We start from the raw sequence: 18,904 nt of genomic DNA, 5'->3' as shown, positions 1-18,904 counted from the left end.
GGAGGCCACTGTGGCGAAAGGGGCCGGGTTAGGGTCGAACGACCGATCACGATCACCGATCACCCGACACCGACCGTCACACGGAGGCCAGATGGCCGCGCAGGGCGACACCGCCCCGCCCCCGCTCCTGCGGCTGCGGGGCGTCAGCCGCAGCTACGGGGAGCGCAAGGCACTGCACCCGCTCGACCTCGACCTCCAACGGGGCTCCTGCACCGCCCTGTTCGGGCACAACGGCTCCGGGAAGTCCACGCTGCTGCGCATCGCGAGCGGCCGGGACGTCCCCACCGGCGGCAGCGCCCTCTTCGACGGCCGCCCCGTCGCCGAGGACGACCCGGAGGTACGGGCCAGGGTCGCGGTCGTCGGCGACACCGTGGCCACCTACCCCGACCTGACCGTGCGCGAGCACCTCGAACTCGTCGCCGTCGCCCACGCCGTGGACGACGCGCACGCGTGGATCGACCACGTGCTCGCCGACCGCAGACTCGCCGACCACGCGCACGCCCTGCCCGGCTCGCTCTCCTCCGGCCAGCTCCAATCACTGCTGCTCGCGGCCGCGCTCGTACGCCCGCGGGACCTGCTCGTCCTCGACGAACCCGAACAGCGCCTCGACCCCGGCGCCCGCCGGCGCCTCGCCGAACTGCTCGCCGCCGAAAAGGCGGACGGCGTCGCCGTGCTGCTCGCCACGCACCAGGCCGAGCTCGCCGAAGCCGTCGCCGACCGGATGATCGCGCTGGAGGACGGCCGGCTCGTCGCCGAAGGGACACCGGCGGACGTCCTGCGGGAACTGGGGATACGGGCATGAGCGCGCCGGAGCGGCGGGGGGAGCCGCGCGAGCGGGGTGCGGAGGCGTCCGGGGTGACGGAGGCCGGCCCGGCCCGGGGTCCGCTCGCGGCGGAGGCGCCGGGGGCCGGGCGGCAGGGCCCGGCAACCGCGCGCGGCGGGGCCGCGGCTTCCGGGGGTGCCTTCGCCGGGGCGGATGCGGTGCCCGGGGGAGCCTCCGGTGGTGTCGGCGCGGTTTCCGGGGGTGCCTTCGCCAGGGCCGATGCGGCACCGGGGGGTGCTTCCGGTGGTGTCGGCGCGGTTTCCGGGGGAGCCCTCGCCGGGGCCGATGCGGCACCCGAGGATGCCTCCGTCGGCGCCGACGCGCCGTCCGAGGGCGCCTCCGACGGCACCCTCGACGATGCCCCCGACGGCACCCCCGACGACGCCTCCTGGAACGAGGCCGACGACGACCGCACCGGCGAGACTCTGCGGTGGCTGCGTGACAAGCGCCGCGCGCACCGTCGGCAGAAGGGCCGCGAGGTCGCCGTCGTCGTCTACACCCTGCTCGTCGCCGCCCTCGGCTACGGCGGCGGCTACGCCTTCCACTTCCTGCGGAACGTCGAACTGGGCGCCGACTACAGCGGCTTCGCCGACGGCGCGCAGCGCGTACTGCCCGCCCTGTTCGCGCTGCTGACCTGCGGTCTCGCTCTGGCCGCCGCGCGGGACGCGCTGTGGCGCGGCCCGGTCGTCGTACCGGGGCCGTCCGTCGGGTGGCTGCTCGCGCAGCCGGTGCGCCGTGCGCGGGTGCTGCGGCCGTGGTTCTGGCTGTCGGCCGGGCTCGCCGTCGCCTCCGCGCTGCTGCCGGCCCTCGGCGGGGCGGTCGCCCTGCGCGTGGTGGGCCTGGCCCCGGCCCCGACGGCGCTGCTCGCCCTGCTGCCGGCGGCGGTGTGCCTGCCCCTGCAGGCCGTCTGCCTGGCCATGGCCGTCGAGCGGCGGCCCGCTCTCGCGCGGGCCGTGCGCCGCTGGACCCCGGCCGTCGTGGTCGCCCTGATGCTGCTCACCGCGCAGTTCGCGGCGGCCGCCTCCGGGCGGCGGCTCGCGCCGCTGGAGACCGTCGAGTTGTGGTCCGGGCCGTGGGGCTGGGCGGCCCAGCCCGTACTCGCCGCGACGGGCGCCGCCGCGCCCGCCTGGCCGCTCGCCCTCGCGCTGCTCGGCCTGCTGACCGCCGCCGGACTGGTGCTCGGGCACCGCGACGCGGCGCACGTGCCGAACGCGCAGCTGCGCCGCAGGGCCGCGACCGCGCAGACCGTCACCTCCGTGCTGTGGACGGTCGAACTGCGGGCCGCCAGGCTCGCGTTGCTGGACGCCGTCGGCGACGGCCGCATCCGCCGGGTGCGGCTTCCCGTGCCGCGCAGCCGCCGCCTGGTGGTCGTCTGGCGCGACGCGCAGGCGCTGCTGCGTGCGCCCGGCCGGCTCGCCAAGGCCCTGATGTGGACGGTGTGCGCCGCCGGCACGGCCGCCCTGGGGGTGCAACTCGACGGCGGGAAGCGGATGTTCGTCCTCGCGCTCGCCCTGTTCCTGGGCTACGTCGCCGTGGGCGCGCTCGCCGAGCCGGCGCGGCTGGAGACGGACGACGTACGGCGGGCGGCGTGGGCGCCGTACCGCTTCCGCACGCTGATGCTCCAGCACGCGATCGTCCCGGCCGGGGTGGGCGCGCTGCTGGGGCTGCTCGCGGGGGTGCCGTTCGCCGTCGCGGGCGCGCCGTGGGCGCTGCTGCTGATGCCGGTGTGCGCGGTGCCGTGCGCGGCGGCCGCCGTGTTCGCGGCCTGCCGGGGGCCGATGCGGACGCACCTGCTGTTCACGGGCGTCACGACGCCCGTCGGGGATCCGGGGGTACTCGTCTTCTTCGCCTGGTACGCGGCGGGGCCGCTGCTGACGGTCGGGGGTCTGCTGCTCGCGCTCGGCCCGGCCCTGACGCGGGGGCTGGACGCGGCGGCCGTGGGCAACGCGGCGGCTGTGACGGCCGTGTTGACGGCCGTACTGCTGTACGCGGCGGGGCGTGCGGCGGGTCGGCTGGTGCGGCGCTGAGCGGCTGTTCCGCGTGGCGGGGGACTCGTACTGGCGGGTACGGCGCGCCGCCGGCTCCGCGCGCCGCCGGCTCCGCAAGCGTCGTGGCCGCACGCGGCGGCCGCCCTCATCGTGACCGGCCGCCCGGCGGGCGGGACCGGGCTCCGGCGGCCCCGGCGAGGGGCGCCGCCGATCAGCCGGTCTCGCCCAGCATCCGCCGCAGCAGGTCCCGCAGGGTGCCGCGCTCCTCGGCGGACAGGCTCCCCAGCGGCTCGCGGGCGAAGTCCAGCGACTGCCGCAGCCGCGCGGCCGTCACCCTGCCCTCCGGGGTGACCGCCGCGAGCTTGACGCGGCGGTCGTCCGGATCCGGGTGGCGCTCGACCAGGCCGCGCGACTCCAGGCGGTCGATGATCCCCGTGATGTTCGACGGCTCGCACTTGAGCTGCTGCGCTATGCGCCGCATGGGCAGCGGCTCGCGCGCGAGCAGGGCGAGCACCTTCGCCTGCGCCCCGGTCAGGGAGTGCTTCCCGGCCGCCTCCTCGTACTCCTCGTGGTAGCGCGCCACGACGGTCGCGATGAGGTCGACCACCTCGCAGGTCAGGGCGTCGTTTCGAGTGGCCATGCCCCCAGGATAGCGCTTTGCTTGACAACATGAAATATCAAGGAGCATGGTTGTTTCAGTTGCTGAAGTTTCATTGCTGAACCCTTGAGGAGGCGCGTCCCCCATGACCGCAGCGTCCGCATCCCCCGTGCCCGCGACGGCCCGCGAGTGGCACCTCGTCAGCCGTCCCCACGGCTGGCCGGAGCCGGAGAACTTCGCGCTGCGCGAGGTCGCGGTCCCCGAGCCCGGCGAGGGCCAGATCCTCGTGCGCAACATCCACCTCTCGGTCGACCCGTACATGCGTGGCCGCATGAACGATGCCGCCTCGTATGTGCCCGCCTACCAGCTGGACCGCCCGATGGAGGGCGGCGCGGTCGGCGAGGTCGTCGCCTCCCGCTCCGAGGCCTTCGCCGTCGGCGACCATGTCCTGCACGGGCTGGGCTGGCGCGAGTACGCGCTGGTCGACGCCGGCGCCGCCGCCAAGGTCGACCCGGAGCTCGCCCCCCTGTCGACCTACCTCGGCGTCCTCGGCATGCCGGGCCTGACCGCCTACGCCGGTCTGCTGCGCGTGGCCTCCTTCCAGGAGGGCGACGCCGTCTTCGTCTCCGGCGCGGCGGGCGCGGTCGGCAGCCAGGTCGGCCAGATCGCCAAGCTGAAGGGTGCCTCGCGGGTCATCGGCAGCGCGGGCTCCGACGAGAAGGTGCGCCTGCTCGTCGAGGAGTACGGCTTCGACGCCGCCTTCAACTACAAGAAGGGCCCGGTCGCCGAGCAGCTGCGCGAGGCGGCCCCCGACGGCATCGACGTCTACTTCGACAACGTGGGCGGCGAGCACCTCGAAGCCGCCATCGACGCCCTCAAGCAGCACGGCCGGATCACCGTCTGCGGCATGATCTCGCAGTACAACGCGACCGAGCCGAGCCCCGGCCCGCGCAACCTCGTCTCCGTCATCGGCAAGCGGCTGCGCATCCAGGGCATGATCGTGCGCGACCACTACGACCTGCAGCCGCAGTTCGTCAAGGAGGTCTCGCAGTGGATCCGCTCCGGTGAGCTCATCTACCGCGAGACCGTCGAGCACGGCATCGACTCCATGCGCGACGCCTTCCTCGGCATGCTGCGCGGCGAGAACATCGGCAAGATGATCGTGACGCTGGACGCCTGACGTCCCCTGGGCGTCGGACGGGCCGCGCTCCCGCCGGAGCGCGGCCCGTCGCCGTGTCCGGGATGTCAGCCCACCTCCGCCAGGACGAGCCCGGGCTCCGTCGTCGAGCCCTCCGCGAGGAGGCCGCCGTCCGGCGCCCAGGCCGCGCTCAGCCCGCAGGCGTCGTACGGACCGGCCGGGCCCGCGTGGTTGGCGAGCAGCACGTGCAGGCCGTTGTCGCGGGCCAGGGCCGGGAAGATCCGCCGCCGCTCCTCCGCGCCGCCACCACGCCCGTAGAGCGAACTGGCCAGCAGCACCCGGCAGCCGTCGGCGGCTGCGCGCCGGGCGAGGTCCGGGAAGTGCGCGTCGTAGCAGATGGCCAGGCCGAAGGCGGTCCCGTCGAGCGTGAACCGGCCGTCCGCCGCGCCGGGGACGAAGCCGGCGGTGCGCTCGGGGTCCGTCACGTGCAGCTTGTCGTAGCGGGTCAGGAGCGCGCCGTCCGGCCCGTACACGAAGGCGCTGATCGACGGACCGCCCGGCAGCCGCCCGGCGCAACTTGTCACGGCGGCGACCCGCGCCGTGCGGCAGGCGTCGCGGACCGGGTCCAGTCGCGGGTCGTCCGGCGCGAGCGCGAGCGCGAGCCGGTCCGGGCCGGCGGCTATCGCGTCGAGCTCGTAGCCGGGCAGGGCCAGTTCGGGGAAGACGACGAGCGCGGCTCCGAGCCGGCCCGCCTCACTGATCAGCTCCGCGGCGCGGGCGGCGTTCGCCGTCACGTCGCGAGGCTCGGAGGTGAATTGAGCTGCTGCGATGATCATGTGCACATGATTGCCGACGGGCGGGGGAGGAGGTGACGGGGATACGGGGCCGTCCCGACGCCCGGACAGTGCCCCCTGGGGCAGGACGTTGTCACCGGGGCCCGTAGGGCGCAAGGGGAGTGTCAACTCCCTCTTCCCACCGTCGATTTCGCGCCACAATGCCGACATGCAACTCGCCGAACTCGTCACCTCCGCGCACATATCCGCCTCGCCTGCCGGCCTGTTCGACCCCCGGGCCGGTCAAGGCGCCCGTCAGCTGGCCGAGTTGGGGATAGCGCTCCTGCTGTCCTCCCTCATCGGCCTGGAGCGCGAGATCCAGCAGAAGAGCGCCGGGCTGCGCACGCACACCCTCGTCGGTGTGGGCAGCGCGCTCATCATGGAGATCTCGGTGCACGGCTTCGGCGCCGCCGTCGGCCTGCCGAGCGTGTCCTTCGACCCCTCCCGGGTCGCCGCGCAGATCGTCTCCGGCATCGGTTTCATCGGCGGTGGCCTGATCTTCGTCCGCCGGGACGCGGTACGCGGCCTGACCACGGCCGCGACCATCTGGCTCACCTGCGCCGTGGGCATGGCCTGCGGCGGCGGGCTGCCGCTGCTGGGCGCGGCCGTGGCCGCCGTGCACTTCCTGGTCGTACGCGGCTTCCCCGTCGTCACCCGGCACCTGGCGACCGTACCGGCCGTCGAGCGCGTCGAGCTGCGGCTGTCCTACCGTACGCACCGGGGTCTGCTGGGCCGGGTGCTGGAGCTGTGCACGAAGCGCGGCTTCCGCGTCACCGACGTCCACATCGACTCCGCACCGAACGGCGAGGGCCCCTCCGCCGACGTCGTCCTGAGCCTGGAGGGCAAGGGCTCCGCGCACCCGCTCGTGGAGGAACTCGCCCACTGGGACGGGATCGTGGGGGTGGGGCTGCGGTCGCAGCGGGACAGTACGGAGTGAGGTGGGACGGGGCGGAAGCCCGTTCCGCCCCGTGAGTGGGCCTGCTGCCTCAGTTGTTGGTGCCGGTCGCCCAGATCGGGCGGCCCTCCGGGTTGTAGATGACCACGTTGTGGTCGTCCTGGACGGCCAGCGTCGAGCCCTGGTTCTCGTGCGCCCCCGTCCTCGACTCCCAGATCACGCGACGGTTCTCGTCGAGGACCACGAGGTTGCCGTCGTACGCGAACACGGCCGCGCGCCCGTTCGGATAGACGCCTTCCGCCTGCCACGTCGGCTTGTCGTCCTGGTACAGGACGAAGTTCCCGTCGTCCTGCAGGCGGAGGACCGAGTCGCCCCTGCCGTTGGTCAGTGCCTGGTTGCGAACGATGCTGGTGCCCGTCGGGAATACGGCGTCCGCCATGCCCTTGCCCCCTGTCGCGGGCCCGGGGCCTCTCCCCGGACCGCCCACGACGGTAGCCGCACGCCTGTCGGCCACGTCAGGGCCGAAATCGCTGTCTCGATCCGGTGGGGGAGCCGGGGATTCCGGCCGGACTGTGCCGACGCTGCCCCAGTCAACGGGGCGAGGAACGCGCGGAGTTGCTCCATGCGTTCCCTGTGGGTGACGGTCCGTACAACCGCCCCGGCCAGGCGCGCCCGTTCCGGACTCGCCGTCCTGGCGCGTCTTCAGCCACGCCGCGCGACCGCGCGGCGCGCGGTGGATCGCAGGCGGTGCGCGGTGTCGATGGCGGTGGTCCGTGTCCGGTGGGCGGCTTCCCGCAGTGGGCTGAGTGAGCGTCGGCCCGGGCCTCGCTTGAGCAGGTCCTGGTAGAGGCCGAGGTGTTGTTCGGCGATACGGTCCGGGGCGTAGCGGGCCGAGTTGTGCCGGGCTGCTTCGCCCATGCGCCGACGCAGGGTGTCGTCGCGGATGAGGTCGCACAGCGCGGCGGCGAGGCCTTCGGTGTCGCCGGGGCGGACCAGGAGTCCGTCGACGCCGTGGGTGATGATCTCGCGCGGCCCGTGGGGGCAGTCGGCTGCGACCACAGGAAGGCCGCAGCGCATGGCCTCGGCGATGGTCATGCCGAAGGACTCCCGGTCGGAGGCGGAGACAGCGATGGACGCTTCCGCCAACTCTGCTTCCAGGGAGCCGACATGGTCGTTGAGGAAGACGTGGCCGTTCAGCCCGAGGTCGTCGATGAGGGTGGCCAGGGTGTTCCTCTCGTTGCCGGTGGTGTCGCCTCTGCCGAAGATCCGCAGTTGCCAGTCCGGGTGGGCGGCGACGACGTGGGCGAAGGCCTTGACGAGGAGGTCGTAGCGCTTTACGGGGATGAGCCGTCCCGCGGCCACGACGACCTTGCCGGCGTGACCGGTCGGCCTTGCGGTCATGGCGGGGACGCTGTTCGCGATCGCCTGCACCCGTACGTCGGGCAGGCCCAGTTGCCGGTAGGCGTCCGCGTCGGCTTCGGTCACGGTGGTGAGCGCGTCCAGCAGGGGGTAGCGGTGACGTATCTCATGGCGCATGCGCCATCCGTGGCCGGAGAGGGAGAGGTGTTCCTGGCCCACTCTGATGGCGGCGGGGTGAGCCTGCCGGGCGATGTGCACGTTCAGTCCCGGTCTGGTGCCGACGATCACGTCTGTGTCCGGACGGGACAGACAGCGGCCGATCCGTTCGTCCGTGAGGCGGCTGTACTGCCGGTGACGGCCGTCCGCGCGGGGAAAGACTCGGGCGGGCTGTGCGTGGCGGGGATCGTCGCCGTCGTAGTGCGCGGAACCGCGGCGCAGGTCCACCAGAGGCGTCAACCGCACCTGCGGTGGTGCCCCCATGGCCGGTGTCGTGCGGTAGCGGAGCACCGAGATGATCTCCACGTCGTGGTGGGCGGCCAGTGCGGCGGCGAGGTTGAACGTCGACCTGATCGTGCCGCCGACGGTGTAGGCGTTGTGGAGCAGGAAGGAAATACGCATCTGTCTGCATCTCCGGCGGACTGGCTGGACGGGCGGGCACCCCTGCCTGGTGTGGTGGAGACACAGCGTGCAGAACCGACCCAAAGATGATCTAAAGAACCCAAAGATCATCTTTGGGAAAAAGGGCACGCGGTATGCAAGGCTCGACAGCGTGAAAGGCATCCTGGTCGTCGAGGACGATCCGCAGCTCGGGCCCGCCCTGCAGCGCGGCCTGACAGCGGAGGGCTACCGCGTCGAACTCGTCCGTGACGGCACCACCGCACTGGAACGGGCCCTGACCGGTGATCACGCGGTCATCGTGCTGGACATCATGCTCCCCGGCCTGAACGGCTACCGCGTCTGCTCCGCTCTGCGCGCCGCGGGCCTCAGTACGCCCGTGCTGATGCTGACCGCGAAGGACGGCGAGTACGACGAGGCGGAGGGCCTGGACACCGGCGCCGACGACTACCTGGTCAAGCCGTTCTCCTCGGTGGTCCTGCTCGCGCGGCTGCGGGCCCTGCTGCGCCGGGGCAGCACCGCCGCGACCGGCCGGTCCGTGCTGCGCGCCGGCGACCTGTGGGCGGACCTGACCTCCCGCCGCGCGGGCCGGGGTGCCACCGAATTCGCCCTGACACCGAAAGAGTTCGCCATCCTCACTTGTCTGCTGCACGCACCGGACGGCCCGGTGTCGAAGGAGGCGATCCTCGACGAGGTCTGGGACCCGGCCTACAGCGGGGGCACCGCCATCGTGGAGGTGTACATCTCCGCGCTGCGCAAGAAGATCGACGCCCCCTTCGCCACCCACAGCATCGAGACCGTCCGCGGATACGGTTACCGCCTCACGCCCTGCGAACAGCCGTCATGACCGCACAGCAGCGTTCCTCACGCCGCGCACCGGCCCTGTTCCGTGTCCTGTCCGGACAGGCGCGCATCGCACTCGCGTCAGGGGCCGCCGCCCTGGTGCTGTTCGGCAGCGGGGCGTGGTGGCTGTTCGAGCATGTCCGCGCGGACGCGTATCGGACGACGGACAACCGGGCGTACGAGCTGTCCGTTCAACTCGCCGCCCAGGCGGCCGCCGGCAGAGAAGATCTCAAGGACCCCGTGCTCAGCTGGCCCCTCATCGAGGTCGACCGGACAGGCCGCATCATCGCCGCAGTCGGCGGCACCCAGGACCTCACCGGTCTGAAAGCGCTGCTCCCCCCGCCCCCCGCCCAGCCTCCACACGGGACGACCAGCAGCCCGCAACGGGGCACGGTCCACGTCGGCGCGGTCGACGAACACGACCGGGCCCGCTTCCACCGTCCCGACGGAACGCTGAAGCCGCCCCCCAGCCACGACACCACGGCCGAGCAGCAGGCTCTCCTCGCCCACCGGCAAGCTCACACTTTCGCGCACCGCACCATCACCGTCTGGGCCACCGCCGTGCACACCCCCGCGAAGGCATGTCGCCTGCCCACCGAAGCCGACGGATCGTGCCGCTCCACCCTCTATGTCCTCGTACCCCCCTCCTACGCCGAGCTGGCCACCGCCCCCTTGCGCACCCCGCTCATGACAGGTGTCCCTCTCGCCGCGCTGCTGGTCGCCGCCCTCGCCTGGACCACCGCACGCCGCTCCCTGCGCCCGGTCGAGGCCATCCGGCAGGAGGTCGCCGTGATCACCGACACCAGCCTCGACCGCCGGGTCCCCGTCCCCGACGCCCGCGACCCCGTCCGCCACCTGGCACTGACCACCAACACCACTCTGGACCGGCTGGAGACCGCCGTAGAACGCCAACGCCGCTTCGTCGCGGACGCCTCGCACGAACTGCGCTCCCCGGTCGCCGCCCTGCGCTACGAACTCGAAACCGCTCTCGCCCACCCCGACACCGTCGACCCCCGCCGGACCCTCCACGAGGCCCTCGCCGCCACCCGGCGCATCCACAGTCTCACCGAAGACCTGCTCCTGCTGGCCCGCCCCGACCAGCCCGGCGGCCACTCCCTGATCGACCTGGCCGGCCTCGCCGCGGAACTCGTCCACGAGTACCAGCACCGCGGGCACCCCGTCTCGCTGCGCAGCAGCCCCGACCAGGCCCCCGTCCGCGGCGACGGCGCACAGCTCCACCGACTGCTGCGCAACCTCCTCGACAACGCCGTACGGCACGCACGCACCGCCGTCGTCCTGGACGTCACCGACGACGGTCCGACACACACACTCAGCATCCACAACGACGGCACCCCTCTGACCCCGGACGAATGCGAGCGCGTCTTCGAGCGGTTCACCCGTCTCGACGAGGCCCGCGCCCGCGACACGGGCGGCAGCGGCCTCGGGCTCGCGATCGCCCGCGATATCGCCGAGCGCCACCACGGCACCCTCACCGCCCGCTCCGACCACCCCCGTCCCGGCACCACCTTCATCCTGACCCTCCCCGGCCCGCCGGACACGACCGCGTGAGCTTCAAGTCGTCACGCACGATGCGGTGCGCCACTATGCCCGGTGCGTCCACCGGCCGTGCCCGCTGGACGCGGCCGGCCGGGTGGGTGCCACCGATCCTTGCCCTCGGTCTCGGGGTTTGGGGGAACACGAACCCCTCCGCGTGGACCGACGAGATCGTCACGATCGACGTGGCACGCCGGTCCTGGCCGCAGTTGATGGACCTGCTGGGGCAGGTCGATGCGGTGCACGGCCTGCACTACGCGCTGATGTACCTGGTCGGGCAGTGGAACGGGGGGCTCAACGAATTCCTGACGCGGGCGCCCTCCGCGGTGGCGGTGGCCGTCGCGGCGGCCGGCCTCACCTGGCTGGGACGGCTGCTCGGCGGTCCGCGTCTCGGGCTGTGCGCCGGGCTGCTGCTCGCCGTTCTGCCGACCGCGTCGCGCTACGCGCAGGAAGCCCGCTCGTTCGCCTTCGTCATGGCGGTAGCAGTCCTGGCCACGTGCGCCCTGGTGAAAGCCCTGTACAGCCAGGCCCGGGGCCGGTGGCCGGCCGGCTATGCCGTGCTGCTCGCCCTGCTGGGCTGGTTCAACCTGCTGGGGCTGCTGCTGGTGGCCGCCCACGCGGTCACCGTGGCCCTCCGGCGCCCGAGCCGCCGCGTCGTCGTCCGCCTGCTGCTGGCCCAGGCCGCGGGCATCGCCGCCGTCGTCCCGCTGCTGATCCTCGCTTACGCCCAGAGCTCCGCCGTGGGCGACGCCGTACCGGTCACCGCCGGAACCCCGTTCAATTACTTCACCTGGCTCCTCACCCCCGGCCAGGACACCCTCCCCACCGCGCTGAAGCTCCTGCTCACCGGCACCGCCCTCGCCGCCCTGACCTTCCTGGTGGTGCGCCGGCACAAGGCCCCGCCTCTGGCCCTCGCGGTGGGCGTGCCCTGGATGATCGTCCCCCCGCTGCTCCTGGCGGCCGTCTCGCTCGATCACCCCCTCTTCGCCTACCGCTACCTGCTGTTCTGCCTGCCGGCCCTGGCCCTGCTGCTCGCGACGGCCGCCACCGTCGCCACCTGGCGCCTGCAACTGCTGTTCGTGCTCCTGGTGGCCATCCCCCTCGCCTCGTCCCACCTGGCCATACGCCAGGAGGACAGCCGTCCGTGGGACACCAGCGCCGTCATCAGAACCCTGAGCATCCACGACGCGCCCGGCGACGCCGTCATCTTCAGCGGCGCCCGGTGCGGCCTGATCGCCAGCGCTTTCAAAGAGGCCTTCATGAACCGCCCCGACCTGGGCAGGGGCCAGACGGCCGCCACACTCGGCGCCCTGGACAACCTGCCCGCCGACCCGGCCCTACTGCAACAGCGCCTGGCCCGCACGTCCCGCGTCTGGCGCGTCGACTGCAACTACCTCTCCGGCGGCGCCCGCCAGGCCGCCGCCCGCACCGCCGAAGCCCAGGAAGAAGCCCTCACCCGCGCCGGCTTCTCCCCCGCCTGCCACCACAGCGCCCGCGGCATCGACGTCACCCTCGAACAACGCCCCACCACATGAGCCAGGACATTGTGACCCGGCAATCCCCGTGGCAGCGCAAACTTCGCCGCTTCGGCTGTGCGGGGCGGCCGCAGCCGGACGTGCGGGAGCGCCTGGTGCCGCCGTACCCCGGGCCCGGCACCCGGCTGTGGGGGCGGCTCGGGGCGCCGTCGGCCCTGGCGCTGCCTCTGGCCCCTGTACACGGGCCATCCGGTCCCGATCGACGCGTGGCGCAACCGGATGCGGCTCGACACCTGGATATAGACCTGTGTGGTGAGGCGACCAGGCCCCGTCGTCCTCAGCGGCTGCACCCTCACTGCCCGCCAGGCGCGTCTTCAGCCGTGTCGCGCGATGTACGCCATCGCGCCGGACTCCGGGAGCTCCACCCACACCTTCGTCCCCTCGTGCGACGGCGACGCCGCCGTGATGCCCCATTCCCCCTTGCACTCCCGCACCAGGCAGGACAGGAAGAGCAGTTGCCGCCTGCGGCCCGCTTCGCACGTGCGCTCCGCGTCGGGGTTCGAGGGGTGCGCGCCGTGCGGGTCCCAGTTGACGATGCGGAGCGTTTCGCGTGACCACCGCAGGGACTGGTACAGGTCGTGTCCCGGCGCGAACGCGACGCCGCACGCGAGGAGTTCGGTGACCACGTGCAGTACCGGTTCCGCGAGGTAGCGGATGCTGTGGACGCGGAGCGCGGCCAGTACGTTCGCCCGTACGACGGGGGCGTATCGGGCTTCGCCCGGGACCGTGAAGCTGTACGCGAGGCCCTCGGGGGTGGGGGTGGCGGTGCGGTACGGGGTGGGGTGCGGGTGCCGGGGGCGGCCGGGGGTGATGAACGGGCAGGGCTCGTCGGGCATGCGAACTCCCGGTTCGGGGTGGGGTGTTGGGTGCGCACGCTGCTGCGCGTGCGGGTTGTGTACGTGTGACGGCGTGCCGGTGGCCTGTCGCCCTGGCGGGCATGCCGGGGGATGCGCTTCCGGTTCGCGCCGTGCGTGCGCTGTGCGCTACTGAAGGTAGCGGATCGTGGGGCCAATTGGCCCCCTCGCTGAAAAATTAGCCCCTTCGGTGGATGGCTCTCTCCGTGAGGCGGCAGACTGCTGCCCATCCGCGAGCTGAAGGGGAGCCATGGCACAGAGGACGTCGCCCACCGAGCGTCAGAGGAGGCTCGGTTCGGAACTGCACAAGATGCGCCTGGCTGCCGAGGTGAGTGCTGAGGCCATCGCCTCACTGCTTGGTGTCGACCGCAGCAAGATCTCGAACATCGAGAGGGGGCTGAGGCCCATCAGCCCGGAGCGGCTGCGGAGTTGGGCTTGTCACTGTGCATGCGCTGACGAGGCATACGTGGATGCGCTCGCCGTCATGGCCCAGTCCGGCCGGGGCTGGTGGGAGCGCTACAGAGGGAGTCTCCCGGGTGGGCTCTTGGACATCGCGGAGATGGAGGCCTATGCGGTGCGACTGCGTGCGGCGCATATTGTGCATATCCCGGGCCTGCTCCAGACCGTTGACCACGCTCGCGCGATCTTCGGCGCGGCTGTTCCCCCTCTGCCTGAGCGGGAGTTCGAGCTTCGGATGGTGCACAGGATGGAACGTCAGCAAGTCCTCACGAGAGACCATGCCCCTGAATACTTCGGCATCGTGCATGAAGCTGCGCTCCGTATGCAGTTCGGTGGTCGGAGCGTTGCTCGTGCTCAGCTTGAGCACCTTCTGCACATGTCGGAGCTGAGTCATGTAAGTCTGCGCGTGGTGCCGGTCTCGGGTGGGGCCTTCCCGGGGGCCGGGCAGACGGTGGTGTATGCCGAGGGCCCGGTGCCACAGCTCGACACCGTGCAGATGGACAGTACGCATGGTCCCGAATTCCTCCATGGCGAGGCGCAGTTGTCCAAGTACCGTATGCAACTGGAATGGATGGAACGGATGTCGTTGGATCCGGGAGACTCGCGCAACTTTGTCCAGGACATCCTTCGACAGCTCTGAGGAGCGCGTGATGCCGCATATCCATTGGGAAGACCCGTACTGCGCGGAGGCCAGCGCCTGCTTCCGTATAGGAACCGACTCGCTGGGCAATGCCTACATCGCCGTCAGCGGTGCTGAGGATGCTTACCTCACCGACACCCGCGAAGCCCTTCGGGCTCTCATCCGGGCCATCAAGGCCGGCCAGGCCGACCACCTGCTCTGACGGCGCACCGCGCCACCGTCAGTCCGAGCAGGCCCCCGCCGGGGGCACCCCGAACCGCAACCCGGAACCGCACCCCCCGGAACCGGGAAGGTCACCCCGTCGTGATCCGCCGATACGCCAGTTCCGCCAGCGCGTTCTGGCCCTCCTTGTTCGGGTGGAACCAGTCCCACTTGCTCAACTGCTCACCCGTGAACTCATAGCCGTGCACCGCGTCGTCGAAGCGGCACAACGCGTCCTTGCCGCACACGTCCCGCAGCGCGTCGTTGTACGCCGCCACCCGCTGGGAGACCTGCTCGCGCCGCTGCCGTGCCGCCGTGTCCACGGCGTCCGCGTCGCGGAGCATGGACTGGCAAATGCCCAGTTTCCACACGGTCTTGGCGTACGGGCTTTCGCGCCCCTGCGACCACAGGCGTTTGAGGTCGGGGACGGAGGCCACGTACAGCTGGGCCTTCGGCAGGGCACCGCGCAGCTCCCGTACGGAGGCCGCGAAGCCGGCGCGGAAGTCCTCGGCGGAGGTCATCGCGTCCACGCTGGGGCGGCACGCGTCGTTGGCGCCGATGAGGACGGTCACCAGTTCCGGCTTCCGGGCGGCGGCGGAGCGTACCTGGTCCGGCAGGTCGGCGATGCGGGCGCCGGTGCGCGCGTAGTTCCAGCTGTTGTCGAGGGGGTCGGAGAGGAGCCGGCCGGCGAGGCTCTGCGGCTGGCTGCCGGTGGCCCAGGACACCTCGGGGCAGTCGCTCAGCGCGGAACAGGCGTCGAAACCACGGGAGATGGAGTCGCCTAGGGAGGCGATCGAGGCGGGTCTGGGGTTCCAGCGGGGCCCGGCGCTCGCGCTGGGGCCCGCTCCCGCGCGGCCGTCGTGGGTGGTGTCGCGCAGGCTGTCACAGCCCGCGACGGCGGCGACGGCGGCCAGTGCCGCCGTGGTGGCCACGGCGGCCCGCAGCCGGGCGCGCGGCCTGTGGTCCGTACTGCCGTTCACGGCGCGCATCGTGCGTTCCCTCCCGCCCGGTGGCAATCGTCGGTACCCGTTCGACGGTACGTCACCGCGACAGTGAGGGGCGCGGTAGCGTCGTGCGGCGGGAACCCGCGCGAAAAAAAGCGAAAGACAACACGTCACTTCCTGTCCCTTTTCAGGAGAATTGCTCCCGATGGTGTTTACTGTTGGTTACCTCGTGAGCTGGTGCGGGAGTAGCCATTGGGGCAGAATGTCTGCTGCTGTCCCAGGCGGGACCGGTACGGATGCGAGGCCGCTGGGGAAGGCGAACCTCGAACCGCACGGGAGGTCCCGGTGACGACACGTGGAGTTCTCTACGTGCACTCCGCGCCGCGCGCGCTGTGCCCGCACGTCGAATGGGCCGTCGCGGGCGTACTCGGTGTGCGCGTCACACTCGACTGGATCCGCCAGCCCGCCGCCCAGGGCACCTGGCGCTGCGAATTCTCCTGGCAGGGCCAGGTCGGCACCGCCTCCAAACTCGCCTCGGCCCTGCGCGGCTGGCACCTGCTGCGCTTCGAGGTGACCGCGGAGCCCTGCGCCACCGCCGAGGGCGAGCGCTACAGCTCCACCCCCGACCTCGGCATCTTCCACGCCGTCACCGGCATCCACGGCGACATCCTCGTCCCCGAGGACCGGCTGCGCGCCGCGCTCGCCCGCGCCGCCCGCGGCGAGAGCGAGCTGGAGGCGGAGATCGCCAAACTGCTCGGCAAGCCCTGGGACGACGAACTGGAGCCCTTCCGCTATGCCGGTGAGGGTGCGCCGGTGCGCTGGCTGCACCAAGTCGTCTGACTGTCCTGGGAGATGTGAAGCGGCCCGCCCCCCGAAGTCTTTCGGGGGGCGGGCCGCTTCGTACGCGCGGAAGCGATCAGGCCGCGTGATCAGACGCTGCGGAACGCGAGGACCACGTTGTGGCCGCCGAAACCGAAGGAGTTGTTGACCGCCGCGATCGGGCCCTCCGGCAGCGGGCGGGGCTCGTCGCGCACGATGTCCGCGTCGATGTCCTCGTCCGGATCGTCGACATTGATCGTCGGCGGGGCCGTGCGGTGGTACAGGGCGAGCACGGTCGCGACCGTCTCGATACCGCCGGCACCGCCCAGCAGATGACCCGTCATCGACTTCGTCGCGGAGATCGCGACGTGGTCCAGGTCGTCGCCGAGGACCTTGCGCAGTGCCTTGATCTCGGCCGCATCGCCCTGCGGGGTGGAGGTGGCGTGCGCGTTGACGTGCACGATCTCCGAGGGCTTGAGGTCGGTGCCGTCCAGCAGGTGCTGCAGGGCGGCGGCGATGCCGCGGCCGGTCGGCTCGGGCTGCGCGATGTGGTGGCTGTCCGCGGACAGGCCCTGGCCCAGCACCTCGCAGTACACGCGCGCGCCGCGCCGGGCGGCGTGCTCGGCCGACTCCAGCACCACGACGCCCGCGCCCTCGCCCAGCACGAAGCCGTCCCGGGCCTTGTCGTAGGGGCGGGAGGCCTTCTCCGGCTCGTCGTTGTTCTTCGACATCGCCATCATGTTGGCGAAGGCCACGATGGGCAGCGGGTGGATCGCCGCCTCCGTACCGCCCGCGACGACGACGTCGGCGCGGCCCGTACGGATCATCTCGACCGCGTAGCCGATGGCCTCCGCGCCCGACGCGCACGCGCTGACCGGGGTGTGCACGCCCGCCTGGGCGCCCACCTCCAGGCCGACGTTGGCGGACGGGCTGTTGGGCATCAGCATCGGCACGGTGTGCGGGGACACCCGGCGGACGCCCTTGTCCTTGAGCACGTCGTACTGGTCGAGCAGGGTGGTCACGCCGCCGATGCCGGAGGCGATGACCGTGCCGAGGCGCTCCGGCGAGATCGCCGGGTCCTCGCCCGCCCGGGCGGTGTAGCCGGCGTCGGCCCACGCCTCACGGGCCGCGATCAGCGCGAGCTGCGCCGAGCGGTCCAGCTTGCGGGTCAGGGGGCGCGGCAGGACGTCCTCCGGGTCCACGGCCGCCGGGGCGGCGATACGGACCGGGAGGTCGGCGAACCGCTCGCCCTCCAGGGCCTTCACGCCGGAGCGTCCGGCGAGCAGGCCTTCCCAGGTCGATGCGCTGTCGCCACCCAGCGGTGTGGTTGCGCCGATACCGGTGACGACCACGGTGCGATTGGTCGGGTTCACAGGAATTTTCGTCTCCACTGTTGAGGTACGGGCACCGCCACCGCCGGGGTGGCGACGAACGCTCAGGTCAGGCCTGGTGCTTGAGGATGTAGTCGGTGGCGTCGCCGACCGTCTTGAGGCCCTTGACCTCGTCGTCCGGGATCTTCACGTCGAAGCGCTCCTCGGCGGCGACGACGACCTCGACCATGGACAGCGAGTCGACGTCCAGGTCGTCGGTGAAGGACTTGTCCTCCTTGACGTCCTCGGTCGGGATACCGGCGATCTCGTTCACGATCTCGGCGAGACCCGCGAGGATCTCTTCCTTGGTGGCGGCCATGGCGGCGCTCCTTCTGTGCGGTGGAACTTCTGTGTTGATGGGTACTGCTGGGGGTGAGACCTGTGGATCTCGCCTAGGGGAGGGTAACGACCGTCGCCGCGTACGCCAGACCCGCCCCGTAACCGATGACGAGCGCGGTGTCGCCGCTCTTGGCCGCCCCGGTCGCCAGGAGCCGTTCCATGGCGAGGGGGATCGAGGCGGCGGAGGTGTTGCCCGTGGTCTCCACGTCGCGGGCGACCACGACGTTCTCGGGCAGCTTCAGGGTCTTGACCATCGAGTCGATGATCCGCATGTTCGCCTGGTGCGGGATGAAGACGTCCAGGTCCTCGGGGCTGACCCCGGCGTCGTCCAGCGCCTGCTGGGCGACCTTCGCCATCTCGAAGACGGCCCAGCGGAAGACCGCCTGGCCCTCCTGCGTGATGGCCGGGTAGCGGATCTCCTCGGCGGCCGGACGGTCCCCGGCGGCACCGCCCGGGGCGGGCGTGGTCCGGTAGACGTCCCACGGCAGGGTCTGCTTGATGGCGTGCGCCTTGTCGCCCTCCGAACCCCACACCGTGGGGCCGATGGCCGGCACGTCGGAGGGGCCGACGATCACGGCGCCGGCGCCGTCGCCGAACAGGAAGGCCGTCGCGCGGTCCTCCAGATCGGTCAGGTCCGAGAGCCGCTCGACCCCGATGACCAGGACGTGCTCCGCCGAACCCTCGACGATCAGGCCCTTGGCCAGGGTCAGCGCGTAGCCGAAGCCCGCGCAGCCCGCCGAGATGTCGAAGGCGGCCGGCTTGCCCGCCCCGACCAGGTGCGCGATCTCGGTCGCGACGGCCGGGGTCTGCTGGAAGTGCGACACCGTCGAGACGATCACGGCATCGATCTGCGCGGGGTCGATGCCCGCGTCGGCGATCGCCTTGCCGGACGCCTCCACCGACATGGCCGCCACCGTCTCCTCCGGGCCGGCCCAGTGCCGGGTGGCGATGCCGGAGCGGGAGCGGATCCACTCGTCGGACGAGTCGATGTACTTGAGGATCTCCTCGTTGGGGACCACCCGGGTGGGGCGGTAGCCGCCCACACCGAGGATGCGCGCGTAGGGGGCGCCCTTGGCGGGCCGGATCTTCGCGGTCAT

General features: G+C 72.0%; 19 protein-coding genes. 10 read left to right on the top strand and 9 right to left on the bottom strand.

All coding sequences use genetic code 11. The features are described from left to right. The first annotated feature begins 91 nt into the window (after nt 1–91). Together ACFP1Z_RS07990 and ACFP1Z_RS07985 are read left to right on the top strand one after the other, a co-directional pair. A complete protein-coding gene (locus ACFP1Z_RS07990; protein ID WP_390315214.1) occupies nt 92–802 on the top strand; it encodes an ABC transporter ATP-binding protein in 711 nt (236 codons plus the stop codon). After that, nucleotides 799–2,850 carry a hypothetical protein gene (locus ACFP1Z_RS07985; RefSeq protein ID WP_390315213.1) on the top strand — a complete coding sequence of 684 codons (2,052 nt, stop codon included), beginning with the start codon at nt 799–801 and terminating at the stop codon, nt 2,848–2,850. The genes ACFP1Z_RS07990 and ACFP1Z_RS07985 overlap by 4 nt, the downstream gene beginning before the upstream one ends. A 172-nt stretch (nt 2,851–3,022) precedes the next feature. Here the strand turns inward: ACFP1Z_RS07985 and ACFP1Z_RS07980 are convergent, their stop codons facing one another. After that, on the bottom strand, nt 3,023–3,451 hold the full coding sequence (locus ACFP1Z_RS07980) for a MarR family winged helix-turn-helix transcriptional regulator (protein ID WP_390315212.1): 429 nt from the start codon (nt 3,449–3,451) through the stop codon (nt 3,023–3,025). Between the two features lie 103 nt (nt 3,452–3,554). Here ACFP1Z_RS07980 and ACFP1Z_RS07975 point away from each other — a divergent pair, with 103 nt between their 5' ends. After that, nucleotides 3,555–4,589 (top strand): NADP-dependent oxidoreductase, encoded by a 1,035-nt coding sequence (locus tag ACFP1Z_RS07975; RefSeq protein ID WP_390315211.1) that lies wholly within the window; start codon nt 3,555–3,557, stop codon nt 4,587–4,589. A gap of 65 nt (nt 4,590–4,654) precedes the next feature. On the opposite strand, the gene ACFP1Z_RS07970 is transcribed toward ACFP1Z_RS07975, so the two are convergent. After that, on the bottom strand, nt 4,655–5,383 hold the full coding sequence (locus tag ACFP1Z_RS07970; protein WP_390315210.1) for a carbon-nitrogen hydrolase family protein: 729 nt from the start codon (nt 5,381–5,383) through the stop codon (nt 4,655–4,657). A 199-nt stretch (nt 5,384–5,582) separates the two neighbouring features. Here ACFP1Z_RS07970 and ACFP1Z_RS07965 point away from each other — a divergent pair, with 199 nt between their 5' ends. Beyond that, nucleotides 5,583–6,317, top strand: a complete 735-nt coding sequence (locus ACFP1Z_RS07965) for an MgtC/SapB family protein (RefSeq protein ID WP_465269266.1) — start codon at nt 5,583–5,585, stop codon at nt 6,315–6,317. A gap of 49 nt (nt 6,318–6,366) precedes the next feature. Here ACFP1Z_RS07965 and ACFP1Z_RS07960 read toward each other — a convergent pair whose 3' ends face one another. Together ACFP1Z_RS07960 and ACFP1Z_RS07955 are read right to left on the bottom strand one after the other, a co-directional pair. Beyond that, nucleotides 6,367–6,714 (bottom strand): hypothetical protein, encoded by a 348-nt coding sequence (locus ACFP1Z_RS07960; RefSeq protein ID WP_390315208.1) that lies wholly within the window; start codon nt 6,712–6,714, stop codon nt 6,367–6,369. Nucleotides 6,715–6,977: 263 nt separating this feature from the next. After that, a complete protein-coding gene (locus tag ACFP1Z_RS07955) occupies nt 6,978–8,252 on the bottom strand; it encodes a glycosyltransferase family 4 protein (protein WP_390315207.1) in 1,275 nt (424 codons plus the stop codon). 151 nt (nt 8,253–8,403) lie between these two features. Here ACFP1Z_RS07955 and ACFP1Z_RS07950 point away from each other — a divergent pair, with 151 nt between their 5' ends. From ACFP1Z_RS07950 to ACFP1Z_RS07940, 3 genes are read left to right on the top strand one after another with little or no spacing between them, the layout of a single operon-like run. Further along, the gene (locus tag ACFP1Z_RS07950; RefSeq protein ID WP_390315206.1) at nt 8,404–9,096 is read left to right on the top strand and encodes a response regulator transcription factor; all 693 of its coding nucleotides are present in this window, start codon (nt 8,404–8,406) and stop codon (nt 9,094–9,096) included. After that, nucleotides 9,093–10,661 (top strand): sensor histidine kinase, encoded by a 1,569-nt coding sequence (locus ACFP1Z_RS07945; protein WP_390315205.1) that lies wholly within the window; start codon nt 9,093–9,095, stop codon nt 10,659–10,661. The genes ACFP1Z_RS07950 and ACFP1Z_RS07945 overlap by 4 nt, the downstream gene beginning before the upstream one ends. A 35-nt stretch (nt 10,662–10,696) precedes the next feature. Continuing rightward, nucleotides 10,697–12,181, top strand: coding sequence for a glycosyltransferase family 39 protein (locus ACFP1Z_RS07940; protein WP_390315204.1), 1,485 nt, complete (start codon nt 10,697–10,699; stop codon nt 12,179–12,181). A 314-nt stretch (nt 12,182–12,495) separates the two neighbouring features. Here the strand turns inward: ACFP1Z_RS07940 and ACFP1Z_RS07935 are convergent, their stop codons facing one another. Then, entirely contained in the window at nt 12,496–13,017 is a 522-nt protein-coding gene (locus ACFP1Z_RS07935; protein WP_390315203.1) for a hypothetical protein, read from the bottom strand. A 268-nt stretch (nt 13,018–13,285) separates the two neighbouring features. Between ACFP1Z_RS07935 and ACFP1Z_RS07930 the strand changes: the two genes are divergently transcribed. Together ACFP1Z_RS07930 and ACFP1Z_RS07925 are read left to right on the top strand one after the other, a co-directional pair. Next, complete coding sequence (locus ACFP1Z_RS07930) at nt 13,286–14,134, top strand: helix-turn-helix domain-containing protein (RefSeq protein ID WP_390315202.1); 849 nt, start codon at nt 13,286–13,288, stop codon at nt 14,132–14,134. A 10-nt stretch (nt 14,135–14,144) separates the two neighbouring features. After that, complete coding sequence (locus tag ACFP1Z_RS07925) at nt 14,145–14,336, top strand: hypothetical protein (RefSeq protein ID WP_390315201.1); 192 nt, start codon at nt 14,145–14,147, stop codon at nt 14,334–14,336. Nucleotides 14,337–14,427: 91 nt separating this feature from the next. Here ACFP1Z_RS07925 and ACFP1Z_RS07920 read toward each other — a convergent pair whose 3' ends face one another. Continuing rightward, entirely contained in the window at nt 14,428–15,324 is an 897-nt protein-coding gene (locus tag ACFP1Z_RS07920; RefSeq protein WP_390315200.1) for an SGNH/GDSL hydrolase family protein, read from the bottom strand. Nucleotides 15,325–15,624: 300 nt separating this feature from the next. Here ACFP1Z_RS07920 and ACFP1Z_RS07915 point away from each other — a divergent pair, with 300 nt between their 5' ends. Then, complete coding sequence (locus ACFP1Z_RS07915) at nt 15,625–16,119, top strand: DUF3145 domain-containing protein (RefSeq protein WP_390315199.1); 495 nt, start codon at nt 15,625–15,627, stop codon at nt 16,117–16,119. Between the two features lie 89 nt (nt 16,120–16,208). Here the strand turns inward: ACFP1Z_RS07915 and fabF are convergent, their stop codons facing one another. The 3 genes from fabF to ACFP1Z_RS07900 form a co-directional block, all read right to left on the bottom strand. Beyond that, nucleotides 16,209–17,471 (bottom strand): beta-ketoacyl-ACP synthase II, encoded by a 1,263-nt coding sequence (gene fabF, locus ACFP1Z_RS07910; protein WP_390315198.1) that lies wholly within the window; start codon nt 17,469–17,471, stop codon nt 16,209–16,211. A gap of 67 nt (nt 17,472–17,538) precedes the next feature. Continuing rightward, the gene (locus ACFP1Z_RS07905; protein WP_390315197.1) at nt 17,539–17,787 is read right to left on the bottom strand and encodes an acyl carrier protein; all 249 of its coding nucleotides are present in this window, start codon (nt 17,785–17,787) and stop codon (nt 17,539–17,541) included. A gap of 73 nt (nt 17,788–17,860) precedes the next feature. Continuing rightward, complete coding sequence (locus tag ACFP1Z_RS07900) at nt 17,861–18,904, bottom strand: ketoacyl-ACP synthase III (RefSeq protein ID WP_390315196.1); 1,044 nt, start codon at nt 18,902–18,904, stop codon at nt 17,861–17,863.

Source organism: Streptomyces gamaensis, from assembly GCF_042656465.1.
GTDB lineage: Bacteria > Actinomycetota > Actinomycetes > Streptomycetales > Streptomycetaceae > Streptomyces > Streptomyces gamaensis.
Note: the sequence above shows the minus strand (reverse complement) of the source record. Positions and strands in the feature narration are given on the sequence as shown.

What these genes read in the sequence shown, in the direction of transcription:
- ACFP1Z_RS07970 (WP_390315210.1), bottom strand. Translation starts at nt 5,383, where the DNA reads ATGATCATCGCAGCAGCTCAATTCACCTCCGAGCCTCGCGACGTGACG.
- ACFP1Z_RS07905 (WP_390315197.1), bottom strand. Translation starts at nt 17,787, where the DNA reads ATGGCCGCCACCAAGGAAGAGATCCTCGCGGGTCTCGCCGAGATCGTG.
- ACFP1Z_RS07955 (WP_390315207.1), bottom strand. Translation starts at nt 8,252, where the DNA reads ATGCGTATTTCCTTCCTGCTCCACAACGCCTACACCGTCGGCGGCACG.
- ACFP1Z_RS07960 (WP_390315208.1), bottom strand. Translation starts at nt 6,714, where the DNA reads ATGGCGGACGCCGTATTCCCGACGGGCACCAGCATCGTTCGCAACCAG.
- ACFP1Z_RS07975 (WP_390315211.1), top strand. Translation starts at nt 3,555, where the DNA reads ATGACCGCAGCGTCCGCATCCCCCGTGCCCGCGACGGCCCGCGAGTGG.
- ACFP1Z_RS07985 (WP_390315213.1), top strand. Translation starts at nt 799, where the DNA reads ATGAGCGCGCCGGAGCGGCGGGGGGAGCCGCGCGAGCGGGGTGCGGAG.
- ACFP1Z_RS07940 (WP_390315204.1), top strand. Translation starts at nt 10,697, where the DNA reads ATGCCCGGTGCGTCCACCGGCCGTGCCCGCTGGACGCGGCCGGCCGGG.
- ACFP1Z_RS07980 (WP_390315212.1), bottom strand. Translation starts at nt 3,451, where the DNA reads ATGGCCACTCGAAACGACGCCCTGACCTGCGAGGTGGTCGACCTCATC.
- ACFP1Z_RS07920 (WP_390315200.1), bottom strand. Translation starts at nt 15,324, where the DNA reads ATGCGCGCCGTGAACGGCAGTACGGACCACAGGCCGCGCGCCCGGCTG.
- ACFP1Z_RS07930 (WP_390315202.1), top strand. Translation starts at nt 13,286, where the DNA reads ATGGCACAGAGGACGTCGCCCACCGAGCGTCAGAGGAGGCTCGGTTCG.
- ACFP1Z_RS07900 (WP_390315196.1), bottom strand. Translation starts at nt 18,904, where the DNA reads ATGACCGCGAAGATCCGGCCCGCCAAGGGCGCCCCCTACGCGCGCATC.
- ACFP1Z_RS07945 (WP_390315205.1), top strand. Translation starts at nt 9,093, where the DNA reads ATGACCGCACAGCAGCGTTCCTCACGCCGCGCACCGGCCCTGTTCCGT.
- ACFP1Z_RS07990 (WP_390315214.1), top strand. Translation starts at nt 92, where the DNA reads ATGGCCGCGCAGGGCGACACCGCCCCGCCCCCGCTCCTGCGGCTGCGG.
- ACFP1Z_RS07925 (WP_390315201.1), top strand. Translation starts at nt 14,145, where the DNA reads ATGCCGCATATCCATTGGGAAGACCCGTACTGCGCGGAGGCCAGCGCC.
- ACFP1Z_RS07935 (WP_390315203.1), bottom strand. Translation starts at nt 13,017, where the DNA reads ATGCCCGACGAGCCCTGCCCGTTCATCACCCCCGGCCGCCCCCGGCAC.